Source organism: Myxococcus sp. RHSTA-1-4 (genome assembly GCF_020037125.1).
In the GTDB taxonomy this organism is placed as follows: domain Bacteria; phylum Myxococcota; class Myxococcia; order Myxococcales; family Myxococcaceae; genus Myxococcus.
In genome coordinates, this window is the sequence record NZ_JAIQDG010000008.1 from 156,778 (window position 1) to 176,740 (window position 19,963).

Annotated in this window: 16 protein-coding genes; 11 read left to right on the plus strand and 5 right to left on the minus strand. The window is 70.7% G+C overall.

All coding sequences use genetic code 11. The annotated features are described in order from the left end of the window. Positions 1-168: 168 nt before the first annotated feature. Positions 169-2,382, plus strand: a complete 2,214-nt coding sequence (locus K8638_RS13865; RefSeq protein WP_223754982.1) for a tryptophan synthase alpha chain — start codon at positions 169-171, stop codon at positions 2,380-2,382. 251 nt (positions 2,383-2,633) lie between these two features. Here the strand turns inward: K8638_RS13865 and K8638_RS13875 are convergent, their stop codons facing one another. Further along, on the minus strand, positions 2,634-3,149 hold the full coding sequence (locus K8638_RS13875; protein WP_223754983.1) for a hypothetical protein: 516 nt from the start codon (positions 3,147-3,149) through the stop codon (positions 2,634-2,636). Between the two features lie 183 nt (positions 3,150-3,332). Here K8638_RS13875 and ppk1 point away from each other — a divergent pair, with 183 nt between their 5' ends. From ppk1 to K8638_RS13895, 4 genes are all read left to right on the plus strand, one after another. Further along, entirely contained in the window at positions 3,333-5,492 is a 2,160-nt protein-coding gene (ppk1, locus tag K8638_RS13880; RefSeq protein WP_223754984.1) for a polyphosphate kinase 1, read from the plus strand. Between the two features lie 182 nt (positions 5,493-5,674). Next, complete coding sequence (locus K8638_RS13885) at positions 5,675-8,422, plus strand: glycosyltransferase (RefSeq protein WP_223754985.1); 2,748 nt, start codon at positions 5,675-5,677, stop codon at positions 8,420-8,422. A 27-nt stretch (positions 8,423-8,449) separates the two neighbouring features. Next, the gene (locus K8638_RS13890; protein ID WP_223754986.1) at positions 8,450-11,206 is read left to right on the plus strand and encodes a glycosyltransferase; all 2,757 of its coding nucleotides are present in this window, start codon (positions 8,450-8,452) and stop codon (positions 11,204-11,206) included. A 44-nt stretch (positions 11,207-11,250) separates the two neighbouring features. Further along, a complete protein-coding gene (locus tag K8638_RS13895) occupies positions 11,251-11,457 on the plus strand; it encodes a hypothetical protein (RefSeq protein ID WP_223754987.1) in 207 nt (68 codons plus the stop codon). Between the two features lie 327 nt (positions 11,458-11,784). Here K8638_RS13895 and K8638_RS13900 read toward each other — a convergent pair whose 3' ends face one another. Then, complete coding sequence (locus K8638_RS13900) at positions 11,785-12,930, minus strand: App1 family protein (protein ID WP_223754988.1); 1,146 nt, start codon at positions 12,928-12,930, stop codon at positions 11,785-11,787. 162 nt (positions 12,931-13,092) lie between these two features. On the opposite strand from K8638_RS13900, the gene K8638_RS13905 reads away from it, so the two are divergent. Continuing rightward, a complete protein-coding gene (locus K8638_RS13905) occupies positions 13,093-13,533 on the plus strand; it encodes a DUF6209 family protein (protein WP_223754989.1) in 441 nt (146 codons plus the stop codon). 56 nt (positions 13,534-13,589) lie between these two features. Here the strand turns inward: K8638_RS13905 and K8638_RS13910 are convergent, their stop codons facing one another. Next, entirely contained in the window at positions 13,590-14,108 is a 519-nt protein-coding gene (locus K8638_RS13910) for a hypothetical protein (RefSeq protein WP_223754990.1), read from the minus strand. 163 nt (positions 14,109-14,271) lie between these two features. On the opposite strand from K8638_RS13910, the gene K8638_RS13915 reads away from it, so the two are divergent. Then, on the plus strand, positions 14,272-15,315 hold the full coding sequence (locus tag K8638_RS13915) for a DUF2169 domain-containing protein (protein WP_223754991.1): 1,044 nt from the start codon (positions 14,272-14,274) through the stop codon (positions 15,313-15,315). 6 nt (positions 15,316-15,321) lie between these two features. Here K8638_RS13915 and K8638_RS13920 read toward each other — a convergent pair whose 3' ends face one another. Beyond that, a complete protein-coding gene (locus K8638_RS13920) occupies positions 15,322-16,116 on the minus strand; it encodes a hypothetical protein (protein ID WP_223754992.1) in 795 nt (264 codons plus the stop codon). A 103-nt stretch (positions 16,117-16,219) separates the two neighbouring features. Here K8638_RS13920 and K8638_RS13925 point away from each other — a divergent pair, with 103 nt between their 5' ends. The 4 genes from K8638_RS13925 to K8638_RS13940 are packed head-to-tail and all read left to right on the plus strand — an operon-like array spanning position 16,220 to position 18,673. Then, positions 16,220-17,092 carry an AHH domain-containing protein gene (locus K8638_RS13925; protein WP_223754993.1) on the plus strand — a complete coding sequence of 291 codons (873 nt, stop codon included), beginning with the start codon at positions 16,220-16,222 and terminating at the stop codon, positions 17,090-17,092. A 23-nt stretch (positions 17,093-17,115) separates the two neighbouring features. Further along, complete coding sequence (locus K8638_RS13930; RefSeq protein ID WP_223754994.1) at positions 17,116-17,700, plus strand: imm11 family protein; 585 nt, start codon at positions 17,116-17,118, stop codon at positions 17,698-17,700. Positions 17,701-17,707: 7 nt separating this feature from the next. Continuing rightward, a complete protein-coding gene (locus K8638_RS13935) occupies positions 17,708-18,070 on the plus strand; it encodes a hypothetical protein (RefSeq protein ID WP_223754995.1) in 363 nt (120 codons plus the stop codon). Between the two features lie 18 nt (positions 18,071-18,088). Beyond that, complete coding sequence (locus tag K8638_RS13940) at positions 18,089-18,673, plus strand: imm11 family protein (protein ID WP_223754996.1); 585 nt, start codon at positions 18,089-18,091, stop codon at positions 18,671-18,673. Between the two features lie 24 nt (positions 18,674-18,697). On the opposite strand, the gene K8638_RS13945 is transcribed toward K8638_RS13940, so the two are convergent. Continuing rightward, on the minus strand, positions 18,698-19,804 hold the full coding sequence (locus K8638_RS13945) for a hypothetical protein (protein WP_223754997.1): 1,107 nt from the start codon (positions 19,802-19,804) through the stop codon (positions 18,698-18,700). Positions 19,805-19,963 lie beyond the last annotated feature (159 nt).

Sequence of the window (19,963 nt, forward strand, 5' to 3'; positions counted from 1 at the left end):
TTCCAGGCCAGCCGTGCCGGCGGACCGGGACCACCGTCGGGAATCGTGCGCTCACGAGGCCCGCGTCTGTCCACCGGCCGCCAGAAGGCCCGCTGGCGCGCGGCGCGCTGCTGGGCACGAAGCCGCCGCGGCACCACGTTGGGACGCGGGCGAGGGCGGCGGGAGCGCATGCGGGACAAGGGACGTCTGGGGGCGTGGGTCTGGGCGTGTGGACTGGCGCTGTGGGTGGCGTGTACCGACACGGGCTCGCACCCCGGGCCCGCGGATGCCCGGAAGCCGTCCCGCTGCGAGCCGATGACGTGTGCCTCGCAGGGCATGGACTGCGGCATCGCCATCGACGGCTGTGGCGGCACGCTGGAGTGCGGCACCTGCGCTCCGGGAGAGACGTGCGGCGGAGGGGGCCGGCACAACGTGTGCGGCGCCGCGCCGTGCGTGCCTGGCACCTGCGCGGCAATGGGCCGTGAGTGCGGGCAGGTGCCGGACGGGTGCGGCGGGGTGCTCGACTGCGGGACGTGCGCCGCCCCCGAGACATGTGGCGGAGGCGGGACACCGTACGTCTGCGGACAGGCGGCCTGCGTTCCGGACACCTGCGCGTCGCTGGGGAAGGACTGCGGCGCCGTGCCCGACGGGTGCGGCGGCACGCTGGAGTGCGGCACCTGCGCTCCGGGGAGGACGTGCGGCGGAGGCGGCGCACCCAACGTGTGCGGAGACAGGGAGTGCGCTCCGGCCACGTGTGAAGTGCTGGGGAAGAACTGCGGGCCGGTGTCGGACGGGTGCGGGGGGATGCTCGACTGCGGCACCTGCGTGGGTGGCCAGACGTGCGGCGGCGACGGCGTGCCCAACGTGTGTGGCGCCGCGCCCTGCACGCCGGCCACGTGCGAGGCGCTGGGAAGGAATTGCGGCAGCCTGCCGGACGGCTGTGGCGGGCTGCTCTCGTGTGGCACCTGCGTGGACGGCCAGACGTGCGGCGGGGGCGGCGTGCCCAACATGTGCGGTGGAGGCACGTGCACTCCGGACTCGTGCGAGTCACTGGGGAAGAACTGCGGCACCGTGCCGGATGGGTGCGGCGGCGCGCTGGAGTGCGGCACCTGCACGGCGCCCGGCACGTGCGGCGGGGGCGGCGTACCCAACGTGTGCGGACAGACGTCCTGCACGCCGGCCACGTGCGAGGCGCTGGGGAAGGACTGCGGCACCGTGCCCGACGGGTGCGGGGGCTCGCTCCAGTGCGGCGAGTGCCCGGACGGGATGACGTGTGGCGGTGGCGGGACACCCAACGTGTGCGGCGCGCCCGCGTGCCGGCCGTACACCTGTGGCCTGCTGGGGAAGAACTGCGGCCTCGTGAGCGACGGGTGCGGCGGAAGGGTGGACTGCGGCACCTGCCCGGTGGGCGAGTCCTGCGGCGCGCCCGGCGTTTCCAACGTCTGCATCGCGACGCAGGCGGTGTGCGTGGACCAGGACCTGGGCGGCGCGCTGCCGGTGACGGCGAAGGGCTCCACGGCGTACGCGGGGGACGACCATGGGGCCTCATGCGGTGGGAGGCCGGCGCCGGACCGGGGCTTCCGCTGGACGGCGCCGAGGAGCGGCACCTTCACCTTCGACACGGCGCGCTCGGCGCTGCGCTCACTGGTGTCCGTGCGCCGGAGCGGATGCGGCGGCGCGGAGCTGGCGTGCGCCACGGGCGGCATCAGCTACGGCGGCGGCGCGCGGGTGACGGTGCCGCTGGCGCAGGGGGAGACGGTGCTGGTGGTGGTGGACTCGGCGAGCGGCGACCGCTTCAGCGCGGGCTACTTCGAGCTGCACATCGACGCGCTGCGCACGAGCGAGGCGGGGGCCTGCTTCGACAACATGGACAACGACGGGGACCGCTGGGTGGACTGCGCGGACACGGACTGCCACGGGACACCGGGCTGCGGCGGACGGGGCTGCGCGCACCATGACCTGGGCAGCGCGCTGCCCGTCACCTTCCAGAGCGAGACGGTGGCTTCCGGCGACGGCTTCCAGGGCACCTGCGGCGCGCTGCTCCAGCAGGACCGCGCACACCTGTGGACGGCGCCGCGCGCGGGCACCTTCGTCTTCGACACGTCTCCCGGTGGCTGGGGCAACGCGCTCTACGTGCTCACCGGCTGCCGGGGCACGGAGCTGGGGTGCGCGGCGAATCCGAGCGCCAGCGTGCAGGGCTCGCCCGCGGTGAAGGTGGCGCTGGCGCAGGGGCAGACGGTGCTGGTGGTGGTGGACGGCATGGCGAACCCCGGCCAGGACACGCCCATCCGCTACACGCTGCACGTCAGCGAGTACGCGCCCACGGAGGCGGGGCACTGCGCGGATGGGGCGGACAACGACGCGGACGGCAGGGCGGACGCGGCGGATACAGACTGTGATTGAGCCCGTGAGCACATACCCGCCCTGGACTGGAGCGACGCCAACCGCTTCAAGGTCGCCAACCCACCTCCACCCGGTTGGCGCCCCCTCGGCCCTGACGGCGAGCTGCCGCGCACGCTCCTGCCCGACGACGAAGCCTGACCGGCGGCGCACATCCCAGGAGAGGGCGCTGCCCCTGCGCCAGCGCGCGGGCGACAGCCCGGCCCCGGCGCCGGGGTCATCGAGCGGCGTTCCGAAGCCCCAGGAGCCGGGGCTCAGCCCGGCGTGGACGCCGACGCGGGCGCGGCCCCCTCACCCGCCGGAGCGTCGCCGCCCGGCGCCTCGAAGGTGCTCGTGTCCGGGTCCACCTTCCAGGCGGAGAACTTCTGCTGCTTCACGTCCCGCAGCTTCCCGTCCTCGTAGCAGACCGTGAAGATGAGGAACTGCGGGTTCACGAGGTTGGGCTGGCCGTAGCGGTAGCACTCCGCCCCGCTGCCATCGCGCTCCAGCGTAATCGGCCGTCCCAGCAGGGCCGACACCTGCTCCGTCGACATGCCGCCGCGCACGGACTTGATGCCCGTGGGCGTGATGAGCCGGTACGTGTGCTCCTCGCCCTTCGCCAGCGCCCAGAACCCCACGCCCAGCACCACCGGCACCAGGGCCGCCATCAGCGCCATCGCCCAGCGCCCGCGGGGCACCGGCCCGCCTTCCTTGAAGGCCGTGAAGAGGGCATCCGAATTCGCCCGGGACTCGGCCGGGGAAGCTTCTGTCGTGCTCACGTCGCCTGACATGCAGACCTCATAACCCGGATGCAAGAAAGTCCACGCCGCCCCACCTTTATACCTGCCCTCCCTCCAGGGGGGACATAGATGCCCTCGGCGGCCCGGCAGCCCAGGTGACATGGAAGTTTACAATCCCCAGGGAACGCGCCTGCTACATCCTTTTTACAGGAGTCCACCAGGAGTCACGGAACCATGGCGAAGCGCGGTGCCGGGCGGAGTGCCACCCAGAAGCCCGTGGAGCGGGACGTCCTCCCCGCGGGCACGGAGGCGGTGGACACGGAGCTCTTCTTCAACCGCGAGCTGTCATGGCTGGCCTTCAATGACCGCGTCCTGCAGCTCGCCGAGTCGCCGGTCGTCCCCCTGCTGGAGCGCCTGAAGTTCGTCTCCATCTACGCCCGCAACCTGGACGAGTTCTTCATGATTCGCGTCGCCCGCCTGCACGAGCAGGTGCGAGGCGGCGTGGCGAGGCTGGTCCCCGACGGCGCCTCGCCCGGCGACACGCTGGACAAGCTGCACGAGGGCATCTTCGAGCAGGGCCGGCGCCACGCCGACTGCTTCGAGAAGGTGCTGCGCCCCGCGCTGGCGGAGAAGGGCCTGCGCATCCTCTCCGCGAGAGATTTGGACCCCGAGCAGCGCGGCCAGGTGGATCAGCGCTTCCGCGAGCAGATATTCCCCGTGCTCACCCCGCTGGCCATCGGCCTGGGGCGGCACTTCCCGTACATCTCCAACCTGTCGCTCAGCCTCGCCGTGCTGCTGAAGGACCCGGATGCGGACGAGGAGAGCATGGCGCGGGTGAAGGTGCCCAAGGAGCTGATTCCCCGCTTCCTGCCGCTGAAGGGCAACGTCTTCGTCCCGCTGGAGGAGGTCATCGCCCAGCACCTGGCGGACCTGTTCCCCGGCATGGAGGTGCTCAGCTGGGGCGTCTTCCGCGTCACCCGCGACGCGGACTTCACCGTGTCCGAGGACGCGGAGGACCTGCTCAAGGCCGTGGAGACGGAGCTGCGCCAGCGCCGCTTCGGCGACGTCATCCGCCTGGAGTACCAGGCGGGGATGAGCCCCAAGCTCCTGGAGCCCCTGGTGGAGGCGCTGGGGCTGGAGGAGCGGCAGGTCTACGAGGAGCAGGGACTGGTGGGCCTGTCGGACCTGGCGGCCATCGCCTTCGGGCCCGGCTTCCCCGAGCTGAAGGACCCGCCGTGGACACCCGTCACCCAGCCGCGCCTGCGCCCGGAGGCGGACTCGCAGGACGGGGGCACCGTGCTGTCCGCGATGCGCCGGGGCGACCTGCTCGTCCACCACCCGTACGAGTCCTTTCCCTCCTCCGTGGAGCGCTTCGTCACCGAGGCGGTGGCCGACCCGGACGTGCTCGCCATCAAGCAGACGGTGTACCGGACGTCGGACAGCTCACCGCTGGTGCCCGCGTTGATTACGGCCACGGAGAGCGGCAAGCAGGCCGTGTGCATGGTGGAGCTGAAGGCCCGCTTCGACGAGCGCACCAACATCCGGTGGGCCAACGCGCTGGAAGAGGCGGGCGTGCACGTCGTCTACGGGATTCCGGCCCTGAAGACGCACGCCAAGGCCATCCTCATCGTCCGGCGCGAGGGCGAGCGGGTGCGGCACTACGTGCACATCGGCACGGGCAACTACAACCCGAAGACGGCGCGCCTCTACACGGACCTGGGCCTGTTCACCCGGGACCCGGACATCGGCGCGGACGTGGCGGACCTGTTCAACTACCTCACCGGCTTCGGCCGGCCGAAGTCCTTCCGCAAGCTGCTGGTGGCGCCGCTCACCATGCGCGAGGGGCTGCTGGAGGAAATCAAGCGCACCCTCATGGCGCACACGATGGAGCGGCCGTCACGCATCCAGATGAAGATGAACGCGCTGGTGGACCCCGTCATCATCCGCGCCCTCTACGACGCGTCCCGCGCGGGGGTGAAGGTGGACCTCAACGTGCGCGGCATCTGCTGCCTGCGCCCCGGCGTGCCCGGCGTGTCGGAGAACATCCGCGTGGTGTCCGTGCTCGGCCGCTTCCTGGAGCACTCGCGCGTCTACCTCTTCGAGCGCGGCACGGAGACGCGCTGCTATATCGGCTCCGCGGACCTGATGCCTCGCAACCTGGACCACCGCGTGGAAATCCTCGCGCCGGTGGAGGACCCCACCCTGGTGACGCAGGTGCGCGACATGCTGGAGCGCTGCCTGGCCGACAACACCTCCGCCTGGGAGCTGACGGCCGACGGCACCTGGCGCCGCCGCGCCCCGGCCACCCCCGCCGAGAAGCGCTCGGTCCAGGCCGAGCTGATGGAGCGCGCCACCCGCATGGCCCAGTTCCAGGGAGGCCGGCCGCTGCCCTGACCTGCTGGCGGCCAGGGGCCGCTCGCACGCTCACCGTGCGGGGATTCACTGGGAGCAGGCAGCCTGCCTGCATGCTCGGTGAAGGATTCCTGCAAAACAAGGGGGCCTCGCGCAAGGAGCGAGCTGGCCCGGGCACCTTGCTTGCGGGCTGAGAGGAGCGTGGGGTAATAGCCCCCGGTCCCATGAGTGCCCAACCGCCCCGCTTCAGTGTTGTCATTCCGTGCTTCAACCAGGGGGCGTTCCTCGCCGAGGCCCTCGACAGCCTCCGCGCCCAGACGCTGCCGCCCCACGAAATCATCGTCGTGGATGACGGCTCCACGGACCCGTACTCCGTGCAGCGCATGGATGAACTGTGCGTGGGCGGCGTGAAGCTCGTCCGCCAGGAGAACCGCGGCCTGTCCGGCGCGCGCAACTCCGGCATCCGCGCCGCCACCGGCGACTGGATTCTGCCGCTGGACGCCGATGACCGGCTGGCACCCGACGCGCTGGAGACCTGCGCCACCGCCATCGCCGCGTCACCCGAAGTGGACGTCTGGTATCCCGACATCCAGTACTTCGGGCTCGAGAATTTCGTCTGGAAATGCTTCCACTTCAATCCCTGGCGGCAGCTCTGGGAGAACCAGATGGTCTGCAGCTCGGCCATCCGGCGCACGGTGTTCGACGCGGGCGTCCTCTACAACGAGCGCATGCGGCAGGGGTACGAGGACTGGGAGTTCTACATCCACGCCTGCGTGGAGAGGGGCTTCCAGGCGCGCAGCCTGGGCAAGCCCATCTTCCATTACCGGCGCTGGGGCTACAGCATGCTGTCCGCCGCGGATGCGAAGCGCGCGATGCTGGTGGAGCAACTGCGCCGCGAGCGCCCCATCTTCCAGGACGAGGCGCGGCTGCTGGAGCTGAAGCGCCGGCACAACCCCTTCCTGGGAGTGGCCGCCGAGAGCCCGGAGCTGGGCGCCGCCCTGGCCGGACAACGCTTCCAGGACTTCCGCGTGGTGGAGGACACCGGCCGGGTGACGCGCCAGGGGGACCTGGCCGTCTTCGGTGACGTGCCCTGCTCGCGCGTGCTGGTGAGCGTGGCGGACGCGCCGCTCGCCGCGGCCCTGCGCGCCGACCCCTTCCTGCTGGAGAAGGTGGCGCGGACGCTCCAGCAGCACAACCCGCCCGTGCTGTGGCTCGTCACCACCGAGCCCGACAGCGCCTGGCCGGGCTTCCTCCCGTCCGAGCAGGAGACGCGCGCCGCCTCCACGCGCTGCGTGGGCTTCTGCCTCGCGCCGTCCGCCTTCCTCGACGCGCCGGACATTTCCCGGCTCGGAGAGAGCCTCGTCGAGGACCTGGCGCACCACCTGGAGCACCGGGGCGCGCGGCCTCCGATGACGCTGGTGGTGGGTCCCCACCTGTCGCCCTCCGAGGGTGTGGCGCTGCCGGTGGCGCGCGCCCCCCAGGCCCCGCCGCCCATGGCGCCTCCGGCCCCCGTGCTGGCCGAGCGCACCCAGTTGCTGCGTCTGGGCGCGAAGCTCATCGGCAAGGGGGTGAACCACCTCGCGCAGGGGACCCTGAACCCCTCCATGCACGACCGGTTGATGCGGTCCGGAGTGGTGCGCGGGCTGCGCTCCCGCCTGAGCTCCCCGCCTCCCGCCCTCCCGGCGCAGGAGCGCGGACCGGTGCGAGCCGGCCCCCTCTCCCTCGCGGTGCAGACGGACACCCGCAGCCGGGACACGCGCAACTATGTCCTGGAGCAGCCCCCCCGCTTCGGCGCGCCGCTCACCGGGGACTCGCCCGCGGTGCTGGTGGTCACCCCATCGCTCGCGCCGGGCCCCACCAGCCGGGCCCTGGTGCAGCTCGTCCAGGAGATGGCCCGGGCGGCCCCCCATCAGCGCCGCTACCTTCTCCTCACCCAGGAGGAGCCCCGCGCCGGGGCCAGGCTCGCCCACGCCTCCGAGCTGCTGCCCCACCTGACGGGCGCCTTCTGCCTGCCGGGACTGGCCTCCCGGAGCCCGGCCGAGGAGCTCCCGCGCCTCGTCGAACGGCTTGGCGTGGAGGGTGTGCTCATCTCCGATAGCCGGGTGGCCTTCGACGCGCTTCCGGCGCTGCGCAAGCTGCCCCGCCGGGTGCGCATCGTCGCGCACGCGCACGAGCTGCGGCGCGCGCCGGTGCCGGACAATGCCTCCGCCTGTGCCTACGCCGCCATCCGCTTCAACAACCTGCTCGACGCCTACTACGTCTCCTCCCAGGAGGTGGCGAAGCAGCTCGTGCGCGACCTCTACGTGTCCGCCTCGAAGGTCCACGTGGCACCGCCCCTGGTAGACGCGGGGCGGACGCCGCCCGTGCGCCGCCCGCCGCCCGGCGAGGGCCGGTCCCCGCGGGTGCTGTGGTTCCATCCCGCGAGCGCGAGCGACGAATCGCACCTGATGCTCCTCGAGCTGGTCCGCCTCTGGAAGCGGCGCCACCCGGGCCGCGCGCTGGACCTTCAGCTCATCCCGCAGGCCCCGCTGGCGGGCTGGCTGCCCCAGGCGCTGGAGCAGCACCGGCTGTCCGACGTGGTGAGACCGGTGCCACCGGTGGAGGACCTGCTGCCGCTCTACCGCGACGCGGACTGCCTCATCCTTCCCGCGTTCGGTCCGGAGCAGGCCCTCGCCGCCTGGGAGGCCCTGGCCGCCGGCCTCCCGGTGATGGCCGCGCCCGCGGGCCGGGGCATGTCCCCGGAGCTGGCGTCACGGCTCTTCATGTCCCTCGAGCAGCCAGAGCAGCCCTTCGACTACCTGCGAGGCCTGGAGCAACTGCTGGACGACCCGGAGCGGCTGCGCGCCCACATCGAGATGGCCCGCGCGGCCTGCGCCGCTCCGGAGACCCGCACCCAGGCGGTGCGTCAACTGGAAGCGCTGCTGCTCCCGCCCACGCCGCCGCAGCCCGTGCGGCAGCGCGCGGCTTCCTAATTCGTCGCGATACGAGTCCTCTGTTCCATGAGTGCCCAACCGCCGCGCTTCAGTGTTGTCATTCCGTGCTTCAACCAGGGGGCGTTCCTCGCCGAGGCCCTCGACAGCCTCCGTGCCCAGACGCTGCCGCCCCACGAAATCATCGTCGTGGATGACGGCTCCACGGACCCGTACTCCGTGCAGCGCATGGATGAACTGTGCGTGGGCGGCGTGAAGCTCGTCCGCCAGGAGAACCGCGGCCTGTCCGGCGCGCGCAACTCCGGCATCCGCGCCTCCACCGGTGACTGGATTCTGCCACTGGACGCCGATGACCGGCTGGCGCCGAACGCCCTGGAGTCCTACGCGAGCGCCATCGCCGCGTCACCCGAGGTGGACGTCTGGTATCCCGACATCCAGCACTTCGGCATGGAGGCCCTGCTCTGGGAGAGCCCGCCCTTCAACCCCTGGCGGCAGCTCTGGGAGAACCAGATGGTCTGCAGCTCGGCCATCCGGCGCACGGTGTTCGACGCGGGCGTCTTCTACAACGAGCGCATGCGGCAGGGGTACGAGGACTGGGAGTTCTACATCCACGCCTGCGTGGAGAGGGGCTTCCAGGCGCGCGTGCTCGAGCGCGTCATCTTCCGCTACCGGCGCTGGGGCTACAGCATGCTGTCGGAGTCCAACTCCCGGCAGGCGGAGCTGCTGGAGCAGCTCCACCGCGAGCGCCCCATCTACCAGGACGAGGAGCGGCTGCAGGAGCTGAAGCGCCAGCGTGACCCGTACCTGGCCATCGCGGCCGCCAGCGAGGCGCTCCGGCCCGCGCTGGAGACGCAGGCGCTGAAGGACTTCCGGCTGGTGGACGAGTCCGGCCGGGTGCAGCGAGAAGGAAGCCTGGCGCCCTTCCAGGGCCACCCCTTCGCGCGGCTGCTGGTGAGCCTGGATGACGTGCCGCTCGCGGCGGCCCTCCGGGCGGACCCCTTCTTCCTGGAGAAGGTGGCCCACGTCTTCCAGGAGCAGCGGCCGGCCATGCTCTGGCTCGTCACCACCTCCGACCCCGGGCAGGCCTGGCCGGGGAACCTCCTGCCCGAGCGCGAGGTCCAGGCGGATTCGCTGCGCTGCGTGGGCTTCGGTCTCCACCCCTCCTTCCTGGTGGACGGTCCTCCCATTCCCCGCACCGACGCGGGACTCCTGGAGGACCTGGACGGCCACATGGGGCGGCTGGCGCCGGGCTCGGTGGCCTTCATGGTGGTGGGCTCCTGGTCCCAGTCAGAGACGTCCGCGCTCACGCCCTGGGTGCCCACCGCGAACGCGAGCATGTCAGCGGCCCTCCAGGCCGAGGAACGCAGGCGCCTGGTCCGGCAGGGGCTCCAGCTCGTGGGCCAGGGGACCAGCAAGCTGGTACGCGGCGTCATCGGCGAGCGGCCCCATGACAAGCTGCTCTCCGTTTCCCTGACGCGGCAGGTGAAGTCCCGCCTCCTGAGCCAGGCCGCGGCCTCCTCCACGCCGTCCCAGGCCACCGCCACCGGCGTGCCGGTCAGCGACAGCCGCCCAGGGCCCTTCGCGAGCTGGCAGCTCGACACCCCGCGGCAGCGCCAGGCGCTCCTCAAGGGGCTGCATCAGCCCCCCCGCTTCGACAAGCGCCCGCTGGCGGGAGAGCCCGCGTTGATGATCATCACGCCGTGGGTCGTCCACGGCGGTGTGGACCGCGCCCTGGTGGACCTGCTGCACGGCCTGCGGAGGGTGGCGCCCCATCAACGGCGCTACCTCGTCACCACCATCAATGCCGGGCGCCCCACCGTCATGGCCTGGGCGGACGAGGTGCTGCCCCTGATTGACGGCGCATTCTGCGTCCCCGACGTGGCGCCACACACTCCCCATGACTTCATCGCCGGGCTGGCGAAGCGGCTGGGCGTGGGCGCCGTGCTCATCGCCAACAGTCAGATGGGCTTCGACTCGTTGCCCAAGCTGCGCCAGTTGGAGCAGCGCGTGCGCGTCATCTCCCAGGCGCACACCTTCCCGAAGGACCCCGTCACGGGAGAGCTGTTCGGTCACTGCGCCTACTCGGCGTCCCGGTACAACAACCTCATCGACGGGTATGCCGCCATCTGCCAGGACACGGTGGACGGCTTCGTGCAGAAGTTCTACGTGTCGCCCACCAAGACGCGCATCGTCTTCCTGGGCGTGGACACGGAGCGCTTCGGAGCCGCGTACCGCCGGCGCTTCGTCGCTGGCGAGCGCCCGCGCGTGCTCTGGCTGGGACGCCTGGCCCCGGAGAAGGACCCCCTCATGTGCCTGAAGGTGGCCGAGCTCTGGAAGCAGCGCCATGGCAGCGAGCGGCTCGGCTTCCACATCACCGGCAGCGGCAGCGAGGAAGCCGCCCTGCGCGAGTACGTCCGCCAGAAGAACCTGGGGGACGTGGTGACGATGGAGCCCGCCGTGGGCGACACGGTGCCCCAGTACCGGAGCGCGGACTGCCTGCTGATGACGTCGCAGTACGAGGGCATCCCGGTCGTCATCTATGAAGCCATGGCCGCGGGCCTGCCCGTGGTGGCCTCCGTCTCCAACACCTCCATCCCCGCGGTGCTCCCCGCCGAGGATGCCTGGTTCATCCACCGCCAGTCCGAGCCCGCCGACTATGTGGCCGCCCTGGAAGAGATGCTGGCGAACCCGGACGAGGTGCGTGCGCGCGGCGAGCGCCTGAAGAAGTCCAGCGAGCGCTTCGGCCTGGTCCGCTACGCCCAGGAGATGATGGAGATGCTCTTCCCCGAGCCCCGCCAGCAGCCGCTGCGCCGCGTGGTCCCCTGAAGCAACGACGCCGGTGCTCCCGTCTCGGGGGCACCGGCGTTTTCATGACTCCGAGCGCCGCGTACGCCGCCGCGTTGGCCACCACGTCCAGGCCCGGCGGCACCGTGGTGATGCCCGGCACCTCGTACGTGTCCAGCAGGCCGTCACACCAGTTCTCGCCCGTGTCGCAGCGCGTGTTGCCCGCCGCCATCGCCGCCGCCAGCCCGCTGCTCACCGGCAGGTCTCCCAGCACCAGGGGCCCGAGCCCGTAGTAGTAGTTATCTCAGCGGGCCGAGGAAGGCCGTACTGTCCACGATGTCGCCGCTCGGAGGCGCCGGTGGCGGATGGAGGACCGCCTGCGCGCTCTCACCAACGCCGAGGGCTTCTTCTGCGACTTCCGTCGGACCACACGCACCCAGCACCAGCGCGGGGAGCGCCCAGCGAAACGAATGCACCAGCTTGCCACGCATGAACTCGCTTCTTTCGGGGTGGAGGGGGGACACAGGGCTGTCCCGATAAACTGGCGCGCCTTTGCCACACCCGGCGAGTAAAATTCAAGTCACGGTGCCCGTTTTTCACATATCTGGAATTCGAAGTACTCACTCCTCACGGGTGCCGAGGATTCCCCGGCTGGAGTCCTCGCGGCGGTGGGCCTCGACTTCGTGGACCTCGCGCCACTCAATCCACCCGGCGCGCGCCGCGTGCCTCGCCGCGGCGGTGGTGTCATCCACCACGAGCATCTGGCTGCCGGCGACGCGGATGTCCACGGAGATGCGCTCCAGTTCCCGCGCGCGGCGCGAGTGGCCCGGCACGTTGCGGATGTAGACGCAGAGGATGCGGCCCGGGTACTCGCGGCAGATGGTGCGGTAGTGCTCCGCGTCCTCCTGGCCGCTGTCGCCGATGAGGATGAAGGGCAGGTGCTCCAGCGTGTCGAGCACCCCGCGAATCTTCTCCAGCTTGTGCCCGTGCCCACCTCCGGGCGCGAAGCCCTGGGCGGACAGGCCCCAGTCGCGCAGCAGCAGCGGCCCGGCGGGGATGTGGTGCAGGCCGAGGAACTCGTCGAGGTGCTCGTACAGGTTCCACGGGCTGCTGGACACGTAGAAGATGGGGTTGTCCGCCGCCTGCCCCTTTCCTCCCTGGAGCGCCGCGTAGAAGGCATCCACTCCGGGGAAGGGCAGCCGCACGCGGTGCTCGGTGAGGAAGAGCGCCCAGGCCCGCTTCAGCGGATGGGTGACGCCGGTGACGATGACGGTGTCGTCGATGTCGCTGATGACGCCATACGCCGCGCTCGCGCCCGCCACCCGCACCGGCGCCGCCACGCGCGCCACGCCGTGGGGTTCCGGGGACAGCAACTCCAGCTCCACCATGTGCCAGCCCGAGCGCACGCCTTCCGGCGGCGGCACCCACAGCTCGAGGAAGCCCTCCTCGTCGGTGGTGCCCTCCCAGCGCTTGTCGCCCCAGCGCACCGCCACACGCGCGCCGGGGATTTCACGCGTCATGTAGCGCTTGTAGGAAGCGACGGCGCTGCCCACCAGCGTGTGCCGTTGCCGCGGCGGGCGGACATGCCGGTCCTCCAGGACGCGCGCCTTGATGACGGCGCGCTCGGGAGTGCCGTAGCCCCGGTAGGGGAGGATGCGCAGCGGCGGAGCGATTCCGAGCCTCTGCCGCACCCGTCGGCTCAGTGCGTCGTAGTGGGCGTCCACGCGGACGGCGAGGCGGTAGAAGGCAGGGAAGAAGTCGGCCATGGCGCAGGGCGTAACGAGGGGGAACGGACGCGACTGTAGAGGACTCCGAGGCCCGCGAGGGGCATTCCCGCGCGGAAGCCGCCACCCGGCGGACACAGCCCGCGGGGCCCTCCGCGTACGTACTTCCCCTGGAGTCCGCCCTCAACCCGGAGGTTCGCCTTGATGCGTCATCCGTCCCGCTGGTTCCTCGCCACCGTTGCCACCGTCGCGCTGCTGTTCGGCACCGTGGCCGCCTCGCAGTCCACGCCGAGCATCACCTTCCAGTCACCGTCGCAGAGCTGGAGTGTCTTCGCGTCGTCCAACCCGCTGCCCTACGGGCAGACGGCCGCCATCCACTACAGCACCGACCGGCTGACGGCGTGCCGCGGCAACATCAACAGCACCACGCCGGGGTGGACCATCACCGGCTACTACAAGTTCAACAACGGCCCGGTGCAGAGCTTCTGGGTGGCCGGCTTCTCGTCCGTCCCCAACCCGCCGCCGCCGTCCATCCCCCTCAACCAGAAGGGCGACCTGGCCATCTGGTTCGAGAACACCAACCGGTGGGGCTGCCAGGCGTGGGACTCCAACTACGGCAACGACTTCCACTTCAACGTGCAGTGACGTGACGGGCCGGGGCGTGGAATGGAGGTTCCATTCCACGCTCCCGGGCCGCGACGTCAGTGGGGCCGGGTGACGAGCTCCGCGCGGCCGATGGGGCTGTGGCCCGCGGCGAGCAGCCGGCGCGCGGCGAGCACCGACACGCAGTCCTCCGTGCTGTGGAAGTCGCCGTAGAAGGTGAGCAGCGTGGCCGGGTCCACCACGCGCACGCCGTTCACCCCCACGGAGGGCACGCGCCGGACGAAGACGTCGAGGATGACCTTGCCGCCCGAGTCGTGCCGCGCGTAGCGGTAGAAGTGCGTGGACGTGGCGTCGAAGCGCGTCCAGATGCGGTGGTAGCCCCGCGCGGTGAGCACCGGCACCACCTCCGGGAAGCGCGAGGGCTCCACGAAGAGGTCCACGTCCTTGTGGTCGTGGAAGAGCTTCAGCTCCTCGTGCGGTGGGGCCATGAAGTGCCAGGCCCAGCCGCCCGACACCGTCACCCAGGGCGCCAGGGCGCGCACCTCCGCCTCGGAGACGCGCAGGCGCTCGGGGTTCCAGGGCTCGTTCGCCCGCTTCGGATTGCGTGGGTCTCCCATGGCCGTGTCCTCCAGTGGCCTGCCCTGACGGGGGCCATGGAGGGCGACTGACACGGGGCCGTCCGGTGCTGGCGGCCTTGGTCACGCCTGCCTGGTGTGCGGCCCAGGAGCCCCGGCGGGCAGGCCGTCTGCGCGTGTCCCCTCTCTCTGGTAGAGCAGAGGCATGGCGCATCCCAGCGTCGAGAACCTCACGCCCTTCACCTTCGAGCCGCTGTTCCTCAACGACGAGGAGCTGCGCCCGCTGTTCGTCCCGGTCGTCAAGGCCACGTTCGAGCTGCGCCCTCGCGGCGCACCGGTACTGGCGGAGAAGCAGGAGCCGCTGCGAGTCGCCGGAGAGCGCTGGGAGGGAGGAGAGACGCCCAGCCCGCGCCTGGAGCCCGAAGGCGCGTTCTTCAAGCCCGCCACGGACGTGGTGCTGGTGGGGCATGCCCATGCTCCCGGGCCGGGGACTCGAGAGCTGCTCGCGGAGCTTCGGGTGGGGCCCGTGCACAAGAAGGTCCGGGTGGTGGGGGACCGCACGTGGTTCAAGAGCCTCGGGGGCATCGGCATGACGCAGCCCGCCCCCTTCGAGCGCATGCCGCTGCGCTATGAGCGCGCCTTTGGTGGGAGGGACCGCGACACGTTCGAGCCGCGCAATCCGGTGGGCACCGGCTTCCGCGCCCGGGGGAGCCGGTTCGAGGAGGGGCTCCTGCTGCCCAACCTGGAGTCCCCCACCGAGCCCCTGAAGGCCTGGGGCCAGCACCCTCCGCCCACGGGCTTCGGCTTCATCGAGCCCCACTGGCAACCGCGGGCCGCCTTCGCGGGCACCCATGACGCCGCGTGGGAGAAGTCCCGCCGGCCCCTGCTGCCCCGGGACTTCGACCGCCGCTTCCTCAACGGCGCACCCCAGGACCAGCTCGTGCCGGGCTACCTCCGCGGAGGCGAGCCCGTCCTGCTCGCGCACGTCACGCCGCGGGGGCCGCTGAGCTTCCGGCTCCCGGCGCTGCCGCCCGTACGGGTGCTGGCCACGCGGGCCCAGGACCTGGATGACGTGGACCTGGAGCTGAAGCTGGACACCGTCGTCCTGGACACGGACGCGATGAGGCTCTTCCTCACCTGGCGGGGCACCTTCCCGCTGCGGCGCGAGCCGACGGAGCTGCGCGCCATCCAGGTGACCTGCGAGGGCGCGGAAGGACTCGCCCCCGGGCAGCCCGCGGGTCCGGCCTGAGGCGGCTCACGGCGCCGGCGTGGACTGGAGGGCCCAGTCTCCCGAGTACGTCACCGTCATCGGCACCCGGGCCAGCGGGGGGCAGTAGCGGAAGTCGGTGTCCTCGGGGGCGATGCCGGCGCGCTCCGCGAGGCGCAGCAGCGCCAGCCCCTCCAGCCAGATGAACCGGTGTGGGGCGAACGCCGTCACCGGCGTGGCCACCGAGCGGGCGCGCTTTTCGATGGTGATGCCGTGGTCCAGGCACGCGGCGGCGAAGGCCTCGGCGAAGCCGGCCCTGTCTTGCGCCACCAGCGCCCGCGCCAGCGCCACCCGGCTGGAGTAGGACTCCTTTCCCACCTGCTCCAGCGGAACGAGCACGTGCTCCAGCGCCACCGGCGAGGGGGGCGGCGTGCGGGCGAGGAGCTGGAGCGCGCGGGCCCAGAGGAACTCGTCCTCGTACTCAGCGCCCTGCTGCCACTGCGTGGCGGACCCGGCGGCCACGGCGTCCGCGAGGGCGAAGTGGCCGGCCGCGAGCGCGCCGAGCAGCGGGGTATCGCGCCGGGCCGGAGGAGGCGCCAGCCCGCGGCCCTTCAGCAGCTCCTGCATGCGGCGCGCGTTCTCCGCCATCCGGCAGAGGTTGAGGAAGAAGCCCTGCGGGTTGCCGTCCACCAGCAGTGTGGCCACGGCGATGATGTGGAAATCCAGGGTGACGCCGTCCAGCCAGGCGAGCAGGCGGGGACGGTCGGCTCCGGGATTGAGCCGGCGCAGCCGCTCACCGAGTGAAGCGGCCGCGTCGGCGCGCAGTGAAATCAGACGGGCCATGGGAGGACGGAGGGGGAGCGTAGCCTGGAAGCGGGCATTCAGGCACCATGCCCCTGATGAGACCGCCGCCCTTCCGCCGGTCTCGCTCCAGGCAGGTGCGCGCATGTCCGAGCTCAGTGCGAATGAGATGAACACGGCGTTGGCGCAGAAGCTCCTGTCCATCTACGAGCGGAGCAGGGACCGCAAATACGAGGCGGCCAAGGCGGCGAAGAAGAAGAAGCCCAAGCCCACGGATGCGGCCGCGGACGACGCGGACCACGTGGACAGCAACGCCCCTCCGCGCGGAGTGCTCGGCAAGGACGACGCCTACGCGCAGAACGGGTCCGACTACATCGCGGCGCAGGACGGACGGGGCGTGTACCGCGTCTTCGACCACGCCTACCTGGACGAGATTCGCGACCTCGTACGCCAGACGGCCGAGTTCCCGGGAGGCCCCCCGGAGAACTTCAACCCGAAGGCCAGGGACAAGGACAAGAAGCCCGCGCTCCAGAAGTACCCGTATGCGTGGGAGGCCCACCACATCCTGCCCGGCTCCGCCTTCTACTATGAGCTGAAGGATGGGCCGGTCTTCACCTACCGGCAGATCCGCCTCATCCTCCAGTCCGACTACAACCTCAACCACGGCCACAACATCATCATGCTGCCGGACCAGGCCTGGGCCGTGCCGGTCCACGCGCTCCTTCAGCACCCGGGTGACCACCCCAACTACACGCAGCAGGTCATGAAGGACATGAGGGTCATCGCGAAGGACATCCAAGAGAAGATCGACGCCAAGCAGGACCACAAGGCACTCGTGGCGGACATCTTCGAGCAATTGAAGGGCCTGGAAGAAGACTACTGGGACCTCCTCGTGGACTTGAGTCGAGCCGTCGTGGCGTCGGTCACCGCTGGCAAGGAGTACAAACATGACCTGGTGCGCTATGCCCCCAAGGGCAAGAACGCCAAGAGCCGCTACGAGTGGGGTTCCCTCTACTGAATGGAAGGAAGGTCGTACCTCCCATGAAATACTTCGTCTTCAAGGTCCAAGGCGCCGACGCGGGTTTCATTGATGCCTACCCCCGCAACAGCCCCGCTGACTGGAAGTTCGACAAAGGCATCAGCCTCGCCAGCGAGTTCCCCATGGGCGGCGAGGTCTCCTTCTCCGACAATTATCCCGATGCCCGCGACCTGCATGACTTCCAGCCCAACCTGATGAGCGACCTGCTCGTCTCGGGCCGGGCACGCAAGGTCATCGAGTCCCTGGAGGTCACCAACGCCGAGTGGCTGCCCGTCGTGGTCAAGGACCACAAAGGCAACGCCGTTGGGAAGGATTACGCCTTCCTCAACCTGCAAGGCGCCGAAGACGCCATTGACATGGAGCGTTCCGTCTACAGGATGAACGCCATCGCCAAGGATCAGATCAGCCGGGTCAAGAAGCTGGCGCTCAAGTACGACGCCATCCATCCTCAGGCGAAGATGTTCCGCTGCACCACGCACCGCCGCCTCATCCTCATCCGCGAGGACGTGCACGCGGCCTTCGTGCAGGCGGGACTGACCGGCTTCAAGGTCTACAACGCCGAGGGCTGGAACGGCCTGGAACTCTGAGCGCGCCATGTTCGAAGCCAACTGCCTGAAGGAGCAGCCCGCCGACATCGTCAGGCGGGTGCTGGAAGAGCAGCGGCCGTGCTTCGTCACGGCCCGTGAGGGGGAGCGCGGTGTGTTGCTGCCCCTGGACGAGGTCTACGACGAGGTGGTGGACGCGCACCCACGCGTGCTCAGCGCCCGGATGAAGGACCTGGTCCGGCCGGGCAAGGACATGGCGATGTACTGCGTCCAGGTGGCCCTTTCGGACGAGCGCGACGCCATCCGCTTCGTCGACGAGGAAGGGCAGCCCGTGCTGGCCATGGTGGGCGCCGTGCGATTCCTGCGCTGGCTGGAAGAGGCGGAGGAGTCAGAACCCGAAGAAGAGCCCTAACGAAAGACAAGTCCCTCCATGAAGTACTTCGTCCTCAAGGTCATGGCTGCAGAAGCGGGCTTCATCGAGGAGTACCCTCGTGGCAGCCCAACGGACTGGAAGTTCGACAAAGGCATCAGCCTCGCCAGGGAGTTTCCCATGGGCGGCGAGGTCTCCTTCTCCGATAACTACCCCGATGACCGGAACCTGTACGACTTCCAGCCCAACCTGATGAGCGACCTGCTCGTCTCGGGCCGGGCGCGCAAGCTCATCGAGTCGCTGGAGGTCACCAACGCCGAGTGGTTGCCCGTCGTGGTCAAGGACCACAAGGGCAACGTCGTCGGCAAGGATTACGCCTTCCTCAACCTGCAAGGCGCCGAGGACGCCATTGACATGGAGCGTTCCGTCTACAGGATGGACCCGATCGAGAAGGATCAGATCGGCCGCATCAAGAAGCTGGCGCTCAAGCCGGCCACCATCAACCCCCAGGCGAAGATATTCCGCTGCACCATGGAGCGCCGCCTCATCCTCATCCGCGAGGACGTGCACGCGGCCTTCGTGCAGGCCGGGCTGACCGGCTTCAAGGTCTACGATGCCGAGGGCTGGAACGGCCTGGAGCTCTGAACCTGCCCGCGCGCCGTGCCCAGCCTACGCGCCCCGCTTCCGCGCGGCGGCCAGGTGGATGACGGCGCGCTCCCCCGCATCCGCCGAGGAGAGCACCAGGATGGAGGGCGCGGGTGCGTAGCCCCGCTGCAACGCCCGGAACGCGAGGGCCGTGGCCACCGCTCCCGACGCCACGCCCGTGTGCCCGAAGCCCTTGGCCGGCATCCACACCGCGCATCGCTCGAAGCGTGCGTCCCTGTCGCGCAGCCTCACCTGGAGCATTCCCCACTCGTAGGCACGCGCGTACTGACCATCATGGTCCGACACGAGCAGCGGCGGAGGTGTGTCCGGCGCCAGCGGCCCCAGCGCCGCGAGCACCTGGCGCGTCAGTTCCTGCCCGTCCGGAGGCTGCTCGGCGTCCAGTGGCCGGGCGTCACGCCCCTCCGCCACCCGCACCACCGTCACGCCCGGCTCCGCGGGAGGCTCTCGCGTGAGCACCAGCGCCACGGCCGCCTCGCCCGCCATGAGCCCCGTGGGCCGGCCCGGTGTCTTGAGACGGCGCTGCTGGTTCAGCAGCTGCAACGTCTCCTGTGGGAGCAGGCTGTCCACCGCGCAGAGGAGCGCGGTCTCCACCTTCCGGTTCCGCAGGTCCTCCTCCGCGGCGGCCAGCGCCTGGGCGAAGGCAACGTTGCCCGCGTGAAACGCACGCACCGGTCCACGCCAGGTGGGCAACCCCAGCCCCTGCCACGCGCCCTTCACCAGCCGGTCCACCAGAAGCGACACGCGCTCGGACACCGCGTCCGGGTCCTCTTCGTCGGGCTCCTTGCTCGTGGTGAAGCCCCGCTCCTCCGGGTCTGGCAACACCAGGTAGAGGCCCACACCAGCGCCTGGTGCCCGCAAGTCTTCCCGGGCGCCCAGGTCCACCAGCGCCTCCACCAACAGGGCCACCAGCCGGCCCACGCCGGAGAAGCCCAGGGTGGCCGCGCCCGCCGCGTGCACGGAGACAGGGCTCGGCTCCTCGTCTCCCTTCAGGAAGAGCTCGAAGTCCGGCGCCGCGGAGGGCATCGCCATCCCGGCCCGAAACGCCGCGGCGGCCGGGAGGAGCCCGCCCAGCGACGACACCATCCCCACGGCCTTCACCCATCCAGACATGCGCGTCCTGGCCTCCCACGGCGGAGCGCCCCCGGATGAACCCGGGCGCCGGGGAAGTGTTCCACGCCACCTGACAGCGGACCAGTGCCCCACTCGTGTCTCGCGGGGTGCGGCGCTACACTCCCGGCAAGCAAGGCGGGCCATGCCCACCGGGAGTCA

Excerpts from the sequence above, each read along its gene's own strand:
- K8638_RS13910 (WP_223754990.1), bottom strand. The coding sequence starts at position 14,108 with ATGGGAGACCCACGCAATCCGAAGCGGGCGAACGAGCCCTGGAACCCC.
- K8638_RS13935 (WP_223754995.1), top strand. The coding sequence starts at position 17,708 with ATGTTCGAAGCCAACTGCCTGAAGGAGCAGCCCGCCGACATCGTCAGG.
- K8638_RS13940 (WP_223754996.1), top strand. The coding sequence starts at position 18,089 with ATGAAGTACTTCGTCCTCAAGGTCATGGCTGCAGAAGCGGGCTTCATC.
- ppk1 (WP_223754984.1), top strand. The coding sequence starts at position 3,333 with ATGGCGAAGCGCGGTGCCGGGCGGAGTGCCACCCAGAAGCCCGTGGAG.
- K8638_RS13885 (WP_223754985.1), top strand. The coding sequence starts at position 5,675 with ATGAGTGCCCAACCGCCCCGCTTCAGTGTTGTCATTCCGTGCTTCAAC.
- K8638_RS13890 (WP_223754986.1), top strand. The coding sequence starts at position 8,450 with ATGAGTGCCCAACCGCCGCGCTTCAGTGTTGTCATTCCGTGCTTCAAC.
- K8638_RS13930 (WP_223754994.1), top strand. The coding sequence starts at position 17,116 with ATGAAATACTTCGTCTTCAAGGTCCAAGGCGCCGACGCGGGTTTCATT.
- K8638_RS13915 (WP_223754991.1), top strand. The coding sequence starts at position 14,272 with ATGGCGCATCCCAGCGTCGAGAACCTCACGCCCTTCACCTTCGAGCCG.
- K8638_RS13945 (WP_223754997.1), bottom strand. The coding sequence starts at position 19,804 with ATGTCTGGATGGGTGAAGGCCGTGGGGATGGTGTCGTCGCTGGGCGGG.
- K8638_RS13905 (WP_223754989.1), top strand. The coding sequence starts at position 13,093 with ATGCGTCATCCGTCCCGCTGGTTCCTCGCCACCGTTGCCACCGTCGCG.
- K8638_RS13900 (WP_223754988.1), bottom strand. The coding sequence starts at position 12,930 with ATGGCCGACTTCTTCCCTGCCTTCTACCGCCTCGCCGTCCGCGTGGAC.
- K8638_RS13865 (WP_223754982.1), top strand. The coding sequence starts at position 169 with ATGCGGGACAAGGGACGTCTGGGGGCGTGGGTCTGGGCGTGTGGACTG.
- K8638_RS13920 (WP_223754992.1), bottom strand. The coding sequence starts at position 16,116 with ATGGCCCGTCTGATTTCACTGCGCGCCGACGCGGCCGCTTCACTCGGT.
- K8638_RS13875 (WP_223754983.1), bottom strand. The coding sequence starts at position 3,149 with ATGTCAGGCGACGTGAGCACGACAGAAGCTTCCCCGGCCGAGTCCCGG.
- K8638_RS13895 (WP_223754987.1), top strand. The coding sequence starts at position 11,251 with ATGACTCCGAGCGCCGCGTACGCCGCCGCGTTGGCCACCACGTCCAGG.
- K8638_RS13925 (WP_223754993.1), top strand. The coding sequence starts at position 16,220 with ATGTCCGAGCTCAGTGCGAATGAGATGAACACGGCGTTGGCGCAGAAG.